We start from the raw sequence: 12,583 nt of genomic DNA on the forward strand, positions 1-12,583 counted from the left end.
CCAGCGAGGTCGCTCGATCGTCGCTGACTATCCCAGCAGGGGTGGGCGGCCGAGCATCCGGGTGCGAACGGTCAAGCGCAGACTCACCTGCCCAGGCATGGGTCGACGGCGCTGACTGGATAGGGTGGGTCCATGAATTCCGCGGATGCAGTCGACATCAGCGAACTGGCCATCCCCGACGATCTGATGCACCCGGGAGCCGAGGCCTTCGAGGCGATGGTGGAGGTCCGGAACAGGGTCGAGACGGAGATTCTCGGCACTCCGGCGCTGTCCCACTCTGCCGCCGAGCTACTGCCCGGTTTCCGGAACCCCTACAAACCGAGACGACTGTTCGTCGCACGGTCAGGCGGCCACACGGTTGCCCGCGCCATCCTCTCCTGGCGGACGGTGACAGGGTCCCCTGTCGCGACGGTCAACGTGGAGGTACGGAGCGACGCACGCGGCCAGGGCATCGGGACAGCCCTGCTCGAGCGCATGGAAGCCCTGGCCCGGGATTTGAACCTCACGACCGTTCAGAGCTACGTCACCCATCCAGCCCTCGCCGACAAGGATCGGGTCGAACCTCTGAGCGGGTACGGGTCCCTATCGGCCTCCGACCCGGGCGTCCGCTTCCTCACCCGGCACGGCTACGCCCTCGAACAGATCAAGCGCATCAGCTTCCTCGACCTGCCACTCCCCGATCGGGAACTCACTGCATTGCTGGAGGATGCCAGGGCCCAGGCCGGCTCCGCGTACAACGTTGTACAGTGGCACGGCTCCACCCCGGAGCACTGGGTGGCCGACCTCGCCGTGCTCAAAACCAGGATGAGCACCGAGGAGCCTTCCGCCGGCCTGCACACGACCGAGGACCCGTGGGACGAGCAGCGGGTCCGCAGACGGGACGACGACCAGGAGGCGAGTGGCCGACTGCTCATGACGACCGCCATCGAGGACTGCCGCACGGGGCGGCTGATCGCTGTCACCGAAATCTCACTCCCCGGACCCACAGGCGGCGTGGCCGCGCAGGAGGACACACTCGTCCTGCCCGGCCATCGCGGTCACCGACTGGGGATGCTGGCCAAAGCCGCCAATCTGCGGCAGGCCGACGCACGGGCACCGCAGATCTACACTTTCAACGCCGAGGAGAACCGCCCGATGCTGTCCATCAACGAAGCACTCGGATACCGCGCGGCGGGCTACGACGGAGCGTGGGAGAAGATGCTCTGACCCGGTGTGCGGTGACGGGCCCGGGATCCTGCTCGGTGACCCTGGAAGCAGACGCTGTGTGACGCCGGGATGCGCCCTATGCGAGCAGGGTCGGCTTGAGCTGCTGCAGTCTGCCGAGGAGTCCGTTGACGAACTTCGGTGACTCGTCGGTGGACAGCATCTTCGCGAGCTCGACGGCCTCGCTCACGGCGACGCCGTCGGGCACGTCGTCGTTGTAGAGCAGTTCCCAGCTCCCGATCCGCAGGATCATCAGATCCACGGACGGCATCCGCTCCAGGGTCCAGCCCTGGGAGTAGGTGCTGAGGAACTCGTCGATCTCCTCCTGGCGCTCGAGCACGCCCTCGACCACGTCGACCGTGTAGTCGGCGATGATCATGTCCGTCTTCTCGCGGCGTGCGCGGATGACCTCGAGGACGGGCACGTCACGCTGTGTGGACTCGAAGAGGATGTCCAGCGCCCGGCGTCGCGCCTTGCTACGTGCACTCACTCGTTGACGCGTCCCAGGTACTCACCGGTCCGGGTGTCGATCTTGACCTTGGTGCCGGTGCCCAGGAACAGCGGAACCTGGATCTCGTGGCCGGTCTCCACCGTGGCGGGCTTGGTGCCGCCCGTGGAGCGATCGCCCTGCAGGCCGGGCTCGGTGTAGGTGATCTCGAGGACCACCGATGCCGGCAGCTCCACGTACAGCGCCGAGCCCTCGTGCATCGCGATGGTGGCCATCTGGCTCTCGAGCATGAAGTTGGCCGCGTTGCCTACGATCTTGCCCGGCACGGTGATCTGGTCGTAGTCCGTCGTGTCCATGAACACGAAGTCCTCGCCGTCCTTGTACAGGTACTGGTAGTCGCGGCGATCCACCGTGGCGGTCTCGATCTTCAGCCCGGCGTTGAAGGTCTTGTCGACCACCTTGCCCGAGCGGATGTTGCGCAGCTTGGTGCGCACGAAGGCACCGCCCTTGCCCGGCTTCACATGCTGGAACTCCAGGACGTTCCAGAGGTTGCCCTCGAGCTTGAGCACGGTGCCGTTCTTGATGTCGTTCGTGGTCGCCACAGCTTCGCTTTCGTCGGTTTCGCGGGAGGATGGGCCGGCCGAGGCACGGCGGGCACGCGGAGGCGCGCCAGAAGTCCGTGGATCAGTCTACCCCGCGCTGCCCGCGGCGCCGTCGGACCGCCTCCCCGCCGGAGCGGTCAGGAGGCGATCTCCTGGTACGCGGCGAACAGCAGCGAGGTGTCCGGGACCTCGAGCATGCCGGGCCTGCCGATCCCGTCCAGCACCACGAAACGCAGCAGGTCACCCCGGGACTTCTTGTCGCGGCGCATGCCGTCGAGCAGTGAGGCCCAGCGGTCACGCCGGTAGGTCACGGGCAGTCCGAGCAATTCGAGGATGCTCCGGTGGCGGTCCGCCTCGGCGTCACCGAGGCGACCGACCATGCGGGAGAGCTCCGCGGCGAAGACGAGCCCCACGGAGACCGCGGCGCCGTGCCGCCAGGAGTACCGTTCCGCGAGCTCGATGGCGTGCGCCAGCGTGTGACCGTAGTTCAGGTACTCGCGGCGTCCGGCTTCGCGCAGATCGTCGGACACGATAGCGGCCTTCACGGCGATGGAGCGTTCCACGAGCTCCCGCACCACCGGCGAGGAGGCATCTGTCGCAGCATCGGTGTCCTGCTCGATCAGATCGAGGATCACAGGGTCGGCGATGAAGCCACACTTGACCACCTCCGCCAGTCCCGTGACCAGTTCGTTCTTCGGCAGCGTGGCGAGCGCGTCCAGATCCACGAGGACGGCAGCGGGCGGATGGAACGCGCCCACGAGATTCTTGCCCTCGGAGGTGTTGATGCCGGTCTTGCCGCCCACGGCGGCGTCCACCATGCCGAGCAGGCTCGTGGGCAGGTGCACCACGCGCACGCCGCGCAGCCACGTCGCCGCGACGAATCCGCCCAGATCGGTGACCGCGCCACCGCCCACCGTGACCACGGCATCCGAGCGCGTGAAGTCGTTCTGTCCCAGGACCTGCCAGCAGAAACCCGCCACCTGGAGGTGCTTGGCCTCCTCGGCGTCGGGGATCTCCGCGGTCACCGCCGTGAAGCCGGCATCCGCGAGCTCGGCGCGCACCGTGTCTCCGGTGGCACGGAGCGCGCGGGGGTGGATCACGAGCACGCGGCGCACGCGCTCGCCCAGGATCTCCGGGAGCCGCTCGAGGAGACCACGCCCGATCACGACGTCGTACGTGCTCTCGCTCGTGGTCCCCGTGACGGGGATGATGGTCGGTGCGTCAGTCGCCATGGGTGTCTGTCCTGCTCTCGTGATTCGCGCCCGCGGTGCGGGGCGGGGAAGCGGTGTGCCGGTCGGGAAGGAGGTGGGGCAGGGCCCGGACGACGGCGTCGGCCGTTCCGCGCACGCTCAGCCCGCGCGTGTCGATGACCACGGACGCGAGGCGTGCGTAGATCGGCCGGCGCTGGTCGTAGAGTTCCTGCCACCGCTCCAGCGGATTCCCTGCCAGCAGCGGGCGCTTGGAATCGCGACTGATGCGCGGGAGGACGGTCCTTGCATCCGTGTCGAGGAAGACCACGGCGGCGTCCTGCAGAACCGCCTGCGTCCCGGCGTCCAGCACCGCTCCCCCGCCCAGGGAGACGATGCCCGCGTCGGTCACGGCGCCCTGCACGACGTCGGCCTCGAGCAGGCGGAAGCCCTCCTCACCGTGCTGGTCGAAGAGGCCCCTGATGGGACCGTACCGCTCCACGAGCACGCGGTCCGTGTCCACGAACGTCCGCCCGGTGCGGCGGGCGAGCATCCTGCCGACAGCCGTCTTCCCCACAGCCATCGGGCCGATCAGCACCACGGTGTCCGAGGGGGCCATCGGTGAGCTCAGGACCGGGCGGAGTCGAGGAACTGCGGGATGCTCTCGAGGTAGGTGCGCAGATTGCGGGCGGTCTCCGCCAGGCTGTCGCCACCGAACTTCTCGGCGACGGCATCCGCGATGACCAGGGCCGTCATCGCCTCGGCGACCACGCCCGCTGCCGGGACCGCACAGACGTCGGAGCGCTGGTGGTGGGCACGCGCCGCTTGTCCCGTGCTGACGTCGACCGTGCGCAGGGCGCGGGGCACGGTGGCGATCGGCTTCATGGCGGCACGCACGCGCAGGACGTCCCCGATGCTCATGCCGCCCTCGATCCCGCCGGCCCGGTTGCTGGCGCGGACGATCCCGCCCTCGTCGTCGTGGACGATCTCGTCGTGGGCGGCGGTTCCCCGACGTGCGGCCGTCGCGAAGCCGTCCCCCACCTCCACGCCCTTGATAGCCTGGATGCCCATGAGTGCGGCTGCAAGCCGCGCGTCGAGGCGCCGGTCCCAGTGGACGTAGCTGCCCAATCCTGGCGGCAGTCCGTAGACCACCACCTCCACGACGCCGCCGAGGGTCTCACCCTCCTTGTGGGCGGCGTCGACCTCCACCACCATGGCGTCCGAGGTGTCACGGTGGAAGCAGCGCAGCGGATCGGCATCGAGCGCGATGACGTCCTCGGGAGCCGGCAGCAGCGCGTCGTCGGGGACGGAGACGGTGGCGATGGACACTGTGTGGCTGACGAGCCTGATGCCGAGCCCTGCGAGGAACCGGGCGGCGACGGTGCCGAGAGCCACGCGGGTGGCGGTCTCGCGGGCGCTGGCACGCTCGAGCACGGGCCGGGCCTCGTCGAAGCCGTACTTCTGCATGCCGGTGAAATCGGCATGACCGGGCCGGGGTCGGGTGAGCGGGGCGTTGCGCGCGGAGGCGGCGAGCTCGGCGGCGTCATCGTCGCCGAGCGGGTCCGCGGACATGATCTTGTCCCACTTGGGCCACTCGGTGTTGGCCACTTCGATGGCCACCGGGCCGCCCTGCGTGAGCCCGTGGCGCACGCCGCCGGTGATGCGGACCTGGTCGAGTTCGAACTTCATGCGGGCGCCGCGCCCGTATCCGAGCCGCCTGCGCGCCAGGGCTGCCTGGATGTCGCCGCTGGTGATCTCGACCCCCGCGGGGATCCCCTCGATGATCCCGACCACGGCGGGGCCGTGCGATTCTCCTGCTGTCAGCCAACGCACCATGGTTTCCATCCTGCCATGCGGCAGCGCGCGGGTCAGCGCCGGGGCACGTCCACTGCGTCACACATCGCGGCCAGGATGGTGTCCCTGTGCTGCTGGACGTCGGGGAAGAACAGGCGCACCTGCTCCACCGCCTGCTGGATGAGCATGTCGAGGCCGGGCACGATCACGCCGCCGCGCTCCTGCCACACCGCTGCGAGATCGCTGGGCCACGGGTCGTACGCGACGTCGAGGAGCGTCCCGTCAGTCGTGAAACCCGTATCGTCCGCGAGGAAGCCCGCCAGCGCATCGGCGCCGTGGGGCGGGAGGGTGGAGACGATGACGTCGGCGGCGGCCACTTCTACCGCGCCGTCGTCCCACGGGACCATGACGATGCCGATCCCGAGCTGCTCACCGACGCGGTGGAGATCGGCGGCCGCCTCCGGGCGGCGCACGATCACACGGCAATCCCCTGCTCCGAGCTGCGCCAGGGCGGCGATCGCCGCCGCGGCGGTGGCCCCTCCGCCGAGGACCACGGCCCGTGCGGGCGCCCCGGCACCGGCAGCGACGAGGGCGTGCAGCACACCGGCGACGTCGGTGTTGTGTCCGGTGAGGATGCTGCGGCGGGCATCGGCGGGGTTCGCGGTCGCGACGACGGTGTTGACCACGCCGAGCGCGCCCGCGGGCTCGGTCACCGTGTCCATCAGCCGGGCCGTGCCGGCCTTGAGCGGCATGGTGACGGAAAGCCCACGCCACCCGGGATCGCCGCGCACCGCATCGACGAATCCGACCAGTTGTGACTCGGTGACATCCTCCGCGGTGTAGGTGCACGAGATCCCGAGAGCCCGATAGGCCGCCGCATGGAGCCGCGGGGATTTCGAGTGGCCGATCGGCGAGCCGATCACGGCCGCCCGGAGTCCCGGAGCGGCCGTGGGCTCACTCGGCACGACCTACTCGCACTGCCCCTCGTTGTCCGCGCACCACTGCTCGTACTCCTGGACGTAGCCCAGGTGCTCGGCGTAGGTCTCGGAGAACTTGGTCTCCCCGGTCTTCAGATCGACAGTGACCCAGAAGTAGAACGGCACATCGGCAGGATTAACCGCGGCGTCGATGGCTTCGTCGCTGGGTGAGCCGATGGGGCCCTTGGGCAGGCCGGTGTTGGCGAACGTGTTGTACGGGTTGGACTTGTCAGCCTTCTCCTCCGGGGTGAGCTGATAGGTCCGCTCCCCCAGGCCGTAGGCGACCGTGGCGTCCGACTGCAGGAAGCCGTTGGTCTCCGTGTTCCCCGGTGTCAGGCGATTCTCGATCGACCCCGCAACCGTGGCGTAGTCCCCTTCCTGCGCCTCGGCCTGCACGATGCTGGCGATCGTCAGCGTCCGGTACTGCTCGTCCGGGTCGGTGACGCCATCATCGGTGAGCCGGTCCGTGGTGGCGGTGATCATCTCGGTGACGATGTCCGTGGCGGTCGCGTCGATGTCGAAGCGGTACTCCCCCGGGTGCAGGTATCCCTCGAGCGAGAGAGCCTGCGAGGGCAGCCCGAACTGGGTCGGGTCCTCGGCCAGGGCCGTGAACTCCGCAACGGGTATCCCCGTGGACTCGGCGAGGATGTCGAACACCTCGCCCTGGCGCAGGTCACGCGCGACGGCAGCATAGGAGACGAGCGTGGGGTCCTCGCCCAGGAGCGCCTCGGCTGCTCCCTCGGCGGTCATCTGGCGTCGCAGCTCGTACTCGCCGGGCTGCACCTCGCGGCCGTCCGAGATCTCGCCGAGCGCCGTCACGAAGACACCGGCGTCGGCCACGATGTCGGCATTCTCCAGTCCGGTGCCGACGGCGAGGGCGCCGGCTCCCTGCTCCACCGTGAACACCGTCTCCTCACCGCCCGGGCCCGCGTAATCAGTCACCTCGTTGAAGCCGAGCAGGTCTCGGAGCATCAGGGCGACGCCGAAGACCGTGCCTGCGAAGACGAGAAGGACGACGAGGACGATCACGGTACGACGGCGGCGGCGTCGCTGCTTGGCCTTGGTGCGGGGCGGGGGGTTCTGCGTGTCCGGCCCACCCTCGTCCTGGGCCACGAAGAAGTCCTCGACGGTCTCCGGGTGGGCGCCGTGGGCGCCGTCGGTTCCTTCGGTGGAGGGGGCGGAACGGGATTCGCGACTCACGCTTCCTCTTCCCTCCTGCTCGACGACATGTTCTTCATGGATGGCTCCTCCGTAGGGGTGGGCAGCGGGCGTGGAACACCCGCTGCGTCACGTGTGGGAACCGGATCCCCCACATCCCGTCCGCGCGAACGTTGCATGTCGATGGCATGCTGGAGAATTTCGACGGCAGCCACCTGGTCCACCACTTTACGATGCTCGCGGCTGCTGAGGCCAGCCGAGTGCAGCGACCGATGGGCGGAGACAGTGCTGAGCCGCTCGTCGACGAGTCGCACCGGGATGGGGTGCGCCTGCCGGACGAGTTCCTCGACCACCAGCCCGGCGTACTCCCTCGCCATCTCCGCCGATGCCCCCTCGCGCCCGCTGAGGTTCTTCGGCAGGCCGATGACGATCTGCACGGCGTCGCGCTCGATCGCCTCGCGGGCCACGAGCCGCACGTCGTGGTTCCGGCGGGCGTCACGTTTCAGCGTCCTCACGGGCGTGGCGAGCAGGGAGTCCCTGTCGCAGGCGGCCAGGCCCACCCGCACCTGGCCGACGTCCACGCCCAGTTTCGGGCCCACCGGGTACGACGGCCCGGCATCCTGCCCGCCGGGATTCGGGCCAGTCACGGCGCCCTCAGCGATCCGCGACCGCCGCGCGGACCGCCGACAGCGCGTCGGGGATGCGTGCGGGGTCTGCGCCGCCGCCCTGGGCGACGTCATCCTTGCCGCCTCCGCCGCCGCCGAGGATCGTCGCGGCCGTGCGAACGAGCGCCCCGGCCTTGATCCCGGTGCCGCGGGCGCCCTCGTTCGTGGCGATGAGCACCAGCGGCCTGTCCTGGGCAACGCCGGCTGCGGCCACGACGGCGGGCTCCGAGCCCAGTCGGCCACGCAGGTCGAGCACGAGCGTGCGGAGTTCGTCGGCGCCGCCGATCTCGCCGGCGTCGTGCGCGATCACGCGGACGCCGTCGACGTCGACGGCGGTGTCCACGAGGGCTCCCGCCGCGGCCACGAGCTGTTCCTTCCGCAGCCGGTCGAGTTCCTTCTCCGCACCCTTGAGCCGGGTCAGTGTGGCCGCGAGGCGCTCCGGGAGCTGCACCGAGGGCACCTTGAGCATGTCGGACAATTCCGAGACGAGGGCGCGCTCAGCGGCGAGGTGGCGGAAGGCGTCGAGCCCTACGAGAGCCTCCACACGCCGGTTGCCCGAGCCCACCGACTGCTCGCCGAGCAGCGTGAGACTGCCGATGAGCGACGTCGACGCCACGTGCGTGCCGCCGCACAGCTCGCGGGAGAAGTCCGCGTTCATCTCGACGACGCGCACGGTGTCGCCGTAGGCCTCGCCGAAGAGCGCGGTGGCGCCGAGCTCCTTCGCCTCGGTGAGGGACATGATCTTCGTCTCCACCTCGTAATTGTTGCGGATCGCGATGTTGGAGACCTCCTCGATCTCCGAGCGGGCCGCGGCGCTGATGCCCTCACCCCAGGAGAAGTCGAAGCGCAGGTACCCGGCCTTGTTGAACGAACCGCGCTGCAGCGCCTCGGGGCCGAGGATCTCGTGCAGAGCTGCATGGACGATGTGCGTGCCGGAGTGGGCCTGCTCCCCGGCGTGCCTCCGCTGGCGGTCGACGGCGGCGGTCACGGTGGCGCCCTGCGCCGCCTCCCCCTCGCGGACGATCGCGCGGTGCACGCTCAGGCCCTTGAGCGGACGCTGGACATCGAGCACCTCGAGGACGAAGCCGTTGCCGGAGATGAGTCCGACGTCGGCCGCCTGACCACCGGCCTCGGCGTAGAACGGGGTCTGGTCGAGGACCACCTCGATCTCGTCACCCTGCCGTGCGCTCGGCACGGACTGCCCCTTCTCGAGGAGACCGATGATCACGGCCTCCGACGTGAGCTCGTCGTAGCCGGTGAAGACGGTCTGCCCGCGTCCGAGGAGTTCGGTGAAGACCGAGAGATCGGCATGGCCGGTCTTCTTCCCACGCGCGTCGGCCTGGGCACGCTGGCGCTGCTCGAGCATGAGGGACCGGAAGCCCTCGGCGTCGACGGAGAGACCGGCTTCCTCGGCCATCTCCAGCGTCAGGTCGATGGGGAACCCGTAGGTGTCGTGCAGGCTGAAGGCGTCCTGGCCGGACAGGGGTCGTTGCTCGGCGAGGGACTCCTTGACGGCCTCCTCGAGTCGCGCAGTACCCGAGGCGATGGTCCGCAGGAACGCCTTCTCCTCGGCGTAGGCGATGCGGCTGATGCGCTCGAAGTCCGCCTCGACCTCCGGGTAGGACCCCTTCATCGCGTCGCGGGACGCAGGCAGCAGTTCGGGGAGGCAGGCCTTCTCCACTCCCAGCAGGCGCATGGCGCGCACCGCACGCCGGATGAGGCGGCGCAGTACGTATCCGCGACCCTCGTTGGAGGGGCTCACGCCGTCGGCGATGAGGAGCAGGGACGACCGGATGTGATCGGCGACCACCCGCATGCGGACGTCGTCGGTGTGGTGCGGATCCTCGGCGGACTCGGCGCTGGTGTAGGCCTTCCCGCTGAGCTCGGCAGCACGATCGAGGACGGGGCGTACCTGGTCCGTCTCGTACATGTTCTCCACGCCCTGCAGGATCATCGCGAGGCGCTCGAGGCCCAGGCCCGTGTCGATGTTCTTCTTCGGTAGTTCACCCAGGATCTCGAAGTCGTCCTTGCCGATCCCCTCGCCGCGCTGGTACTGCATGAAGACCAGATTCCAGATCTCGACGTAGCGGGCATCGTCGGCCTCCGGGCCGCCGTCCACGCCATAGGCCGGGCCGCGGTCGTAGAAGATCTCGGAGCAGGGTCCGGCCGGACCGGGCTGACCGGTGGACCAGTAGTTGTCCTTCTTGCCCATCTTCTGGATCCGCCCGGCCGGGACACCGATGGTGTCGCGCCAGATGGTCAGGGCTTCCTCGTCCTCGTGGTAGACCGTGATCCAGAGCTTCTCCGCGGGCAGCCCGAAGCCGCCGTCGGCGACGCTGCTGGTCAGCAGCTCCCAGGCCATGCGGATCGCTTCCGCCTTGAAGTAGTCACCGAAGGAGAAGTTTCCGCACATCTGGAAGAACGTCCCGTGGCGGGCCGTCTTGCCCACTTCCTCGATGTCCCCGGTCCGGATGCACTTCTGGACGCTGACCGCCCGGTCGTAGGGAGCTTCCTCGCGAGCCGTGAGGTAGGGGATGAACGGCACCATTCCGGCGACCGTGAACAGGAGGGAGGGGTCGGAGGACACGAGGGATGCGGAGGGCACCACGGTGTGCCCGTTCTTCTCGAAGTAGCTCAGCCAGCGGGTGGCGATCTCATGGGACTTCATGGGTGGATCCTTCGGTGGGGTGATCAGGGCGCGGGAGGAACCGCGGGCATCACGGGGCCCTGCGGGCCCGGGCCCCGGCGACTGCCGGCGGAGCGGGCACGCACCCGGACGAGGCAGGTGCCGCCGGTGGGATCAGCGCAGGGAGCGCCGGGTGGGTTGGACGGCGACGTCGGGTGTGACGGAGGCATCCCCGACCGGGCCGGGTGCCGCCGGGGCGGCGGGCACCTCCACGCCCAGGGCCGAGCGCAGATCGTTCTCACGCTCGGACATCGCCGAGCGGACGGCGTCGGCGAAGTCGGCGATGCTGTCGCCGACCTGGCCCACGGCGCGGTTCAGGCCCTCGGGGCCGAGGGTGGACTTCGCCTGCGAGACCTTGCGCACCGCGACGACGCCGATGGTGATCCCGGCTGCAAGCCAGAAGACTCTTCTGATCATCGTTCTCTCCGTTTCAGTGGGGCTAGCGGCTACGGCGGCGGCGCGCGGGGGAGGTCCGTCCGGCGAAGGCCGAGCGGACGCCGTAGGAGAACGCCGACACCTTGATGAGCGGGGCGCCGATCGTGGCCGCGACCAGGGATGACAGGGCGGAGATGTTGGCCGATGCGTCGGAGACGTTCGAGGTGATGCCGTCGACGGTCTTGAGCTGCTGGTGCGTGGTGCTGACGGTGCTCGTGACCTCCTCGATCAGCGGCGTCGTCTCTTCCGTCACCGTCCTGATGGCCTTGCGGAGCTCGTCGAACACACGGCCGAGCTTCCAGATCGGCACGGCGAGCAGCAGGACCAGGACGGCGAACACGCCAGCAGCTATGAGGCCCGCAATATCTCCACCTGACATGGGCGGTCTCCTTTACGCAGGGGTGGCCTCGTGGCGAGGCCGGGCATGGGGATTTCTTGCTCTTAGTACCTTACAGAAGGAAGAGCCCGCGGCAGTGCCGCGGGCTCTTCCCTTACATACCGCTCCGGCTGCCCATCAGGCGTGGGAGGGGATGCGGTCGATCAGCGAGCGTAGTACTCGACGACGAGCTGCTCTTCGCAGGTCACGGGGACCTCGGAGCGCTTGGGGCGGCGCACGAGGCGGGCCTGGAGCTTGTCGAGCTGGACGTCCAGGTAGCCGGGGACGGCGGGAAGGACGTCGCGATGCGCACCGGCTGCGGCAACCTGCAGCGGGACCATGGTCTCGCTGCGGCTGTGCACGTGGATGAGCTGACCCTCGGCGACGCGGAAGGACGGACGGTCCACGCGTGCGCCGTCGACCATGATGTGACGGTGCACGATCAGCTGGCGGGCCTGGGCGCTGGTCCGGGCGAATCCGGAGCGGAGCACGAGCGCGTCGAGGCGCATCTCGAGCAGCTCGATCAGGTTCTCACCGGTCAGTCCTGCCGTGCGGCGGGCTTCCTCGAAGATGCGGGCCATCTGGGCTTCGCGGATGTTGTACTGGGCGCGCAGCCGCTGCTTTTCGCGCAGACGTACGGCGTAGTCGCTGTCCTGCTTGCGACGCGCGCGGCCATGCTGGCCCGGCGCGTAGGGCCGGCGCTCGAGGTACTTCTCTGCCTTGGGGGTCAAAGCGATGCCGAGGGCTCGCGAGATGCGAACCTTCCGACGGGCACGTGTGTTGTTGGCCACGTCTACCTTTCGATGTTTTCGCGGCGAAGAGACGTCAGCCGCGAGGGCATCAGTACTTCCTGGTGTCGCTGGCCTCCACTTGCGGAGAGCCGGGATTGGCCGCTTCCCGGTACTACAGTCCGTTGCGACCCTGGCCGCCGCCGAAACCGCAGGACAGATCCTGCGGCGGTATCGGGGAGACGGCTGGTACACGACGACTTGCCAGTCAGCGTCCAATGCTAGCAGTCACGCGGAGGGGTCATCGAATCGCTCATGGGTTTC

General features: G+C 69.1%; 13 protein-coding genes. 1 reads left to right on the forward strand and 12 read right to left on the reverse strand.

The features are described from left to right. Positions 1 to 132: 132 nt before the first annotated feature. Positions 133 to 1,206 (forward strand): GNAT family N-acetyltransferase, encoded by a 1,074-nt coding sequence (locus tag FQ377_RS05395; protein WP_148600235.1) that lies wholly within the window; start codon positions 133 to 135, stop codon positions 1,204 to 1,206. 76 nt (positions 1,207 to 1,282) lie between these two features. Here FQ377_RS05395 and nusB read toward each other — a convergent pair whose 3' ends face one another. The 12 genes from nusB to rpsD all read right to left on the reverse strand — a co-directional run bounded on the left by nusB (position 1,283) and on the right by rpsD (position 12,322). Further along, on the reverse strand, positions 1,283 to 1,693 hold the full coding sequence (gene nusB / locus FQ377_RS05400) for a transcription antitermination factor NusB (protein WP_148600236.1): 411 nt from the start codon (positions 1,691 to 1,693) through the stop codon (positions 1,283 to 1,285). After that, complete coding sequence (gene efp / locus FQ377_RS05405; RefSeq protein ID WP_148600237.1) at positions 1,690 to 2,253, reverse strand: elongation factor P; 564 nt, start codon at positions 2,251 to 2,253, stop codon at positions 1,690 to 1,692. Before efp ends, nusB begins: the two co-directional genes overlap by 4 nt. Before the next feature lie 137 nt (positions 2,254 to 2,390). Continuing rightward, positions 2,391 to 3,485, reverse strand: coding sequence for a 3-dehydroquinate synthase (gene aroB / locus FQ377_RS05410; RefSeq protein ID WP_148600238.1), 1,095 nt, complete (start codon positions 3,483 to 3,485; stop codon positions 2,391 to 2,393). Next, the gene (locus tag FQ377_RS05415) at positions 3,475 to 4,059 is read right to left on the reverse strand and encodes a shikimate kinase (protein WP_262364293.1); all 585 of its coding nucleotides are present in this window, start codon (positions 4,057 to 4,059) and stop codon (positions 3,475 to 3,477) included. Before FQ377_RS05415 ends, aroB begins: the two co-directional genes overlap by 11 nt. Positions 4,060 to 4,067: 8 nt before the next feature. Then, positions 4,068 to 5,276 (reverse strand): chorismate synthase, encoded by a 1,209-nt coding sequence (gene aroC, locus FQ377_RS05420; protein WP_148600240.1) that lies wholly within the window; start codon positions 5,274 to 5,276, stop codon positions 4,068 to 4,070. Positions 5,277 to 5,308: 32 nt separating this feature from the next. Then, positions 5,309 to 6,199: a shikimate dehydrogenase gene (locus FQ377_RS05425; RefSeq protein ID WP_148600241.1), complete on the reverse strand. Its 891-nt coding sequence runs from the start codon at positions 6,197 to 6,199 to the stop codon at positions 5,309 to 5,311. Positions 6,200 to 6,202: 3 nt separating this feature from the next. Continuing rightward, complete coding sequence (gene mltG, locus FQ377_RS05430; protein ID WP_148600242.1) at positions 6,203 to 7,411, reverse strand: endolytic transglycosylase MltG; 1,209 nt, start codon at positions 7,409 to 7,411, stop codon at positions 6,203 to 6,205. After that, positions 7,408 to 8,016: a Holliday junction resolvase RuvX gene (gene ruvX / locus FQ377_RS05435; RefSeq protein ID WP_262364294.1), complete on the reverse strand. Its 609-nt coding sequence runs from the start codon at positions 8,014 to 8,016 to the stop codon at positions 7,408 to 7,410. Before ruvX ends, mltG begins: the two co-directional genes overlap by 4 nt. 7 nt (positions 8,017 to 8,023) lie before the next feature. Further along, positions 8,024 to 10,702, reverse strand: a complete 2,679-nt coding sequence (gene alaS / locus FQ377_RS05440) for an alanine--tRNA ligase (RefSeq protein WP_148600244.1) — start codon at positions 10,700 to 10,702, stop codon at positions 8,024 to 8,026. A gap of 132 nt (positions 10,703 to 10,834) precedes the next feature. Beyond that, positions 10,835 to 11,137 (reverse strand): DUF6167 family protein, encoded by a 303-nt coding sequence (locus FQ377_RS05445; RefSeq protein ID WP_262364295.1) that lies wholly within the window; start codon positions 11,135 to 11,137, stop codon positions 10,835 to 10,837. Between the two features lie 22 nt (positions 11,138 to 11,159). Then, positions 11,160 to 11,534, reverse strand: coding sequence for a DUF948 domain-containing protein (locus FQ377_RS05450; RefSeq protein WP_148600245.1), 375 nt, complete (start codon positions 11,532 to 11,534; stop codon positions 11,160 to 11,162). Positions 11,535 to 11,695: 161 nt separating this feature from the next. After that, the gene (gene rpsD / locus FQ377_RS05455; protein WP_148600246.1) at positions 11,696 to 12,322 is read right to left on the reverse strand and encodes a 30S ribosomal protein S4; all 627 of its coding nucleotides are present in this window, start codon (positions 12,320 to 12,322) and stop codon (positions 11,696 to 11,698) included. Between the last annotated feature and the right edge of the window lie 261 nt (positions 12,323 to 12,583).

The organism is Arthrobacter echini (assembly GCF_008107445.1).
Lineage (GTDB): Bacteria > Actinomycetota > Actinomycetes > Actinomycetales > Micrococcaceae > Arthrobacter_D > Arthrobacter_D echini_A.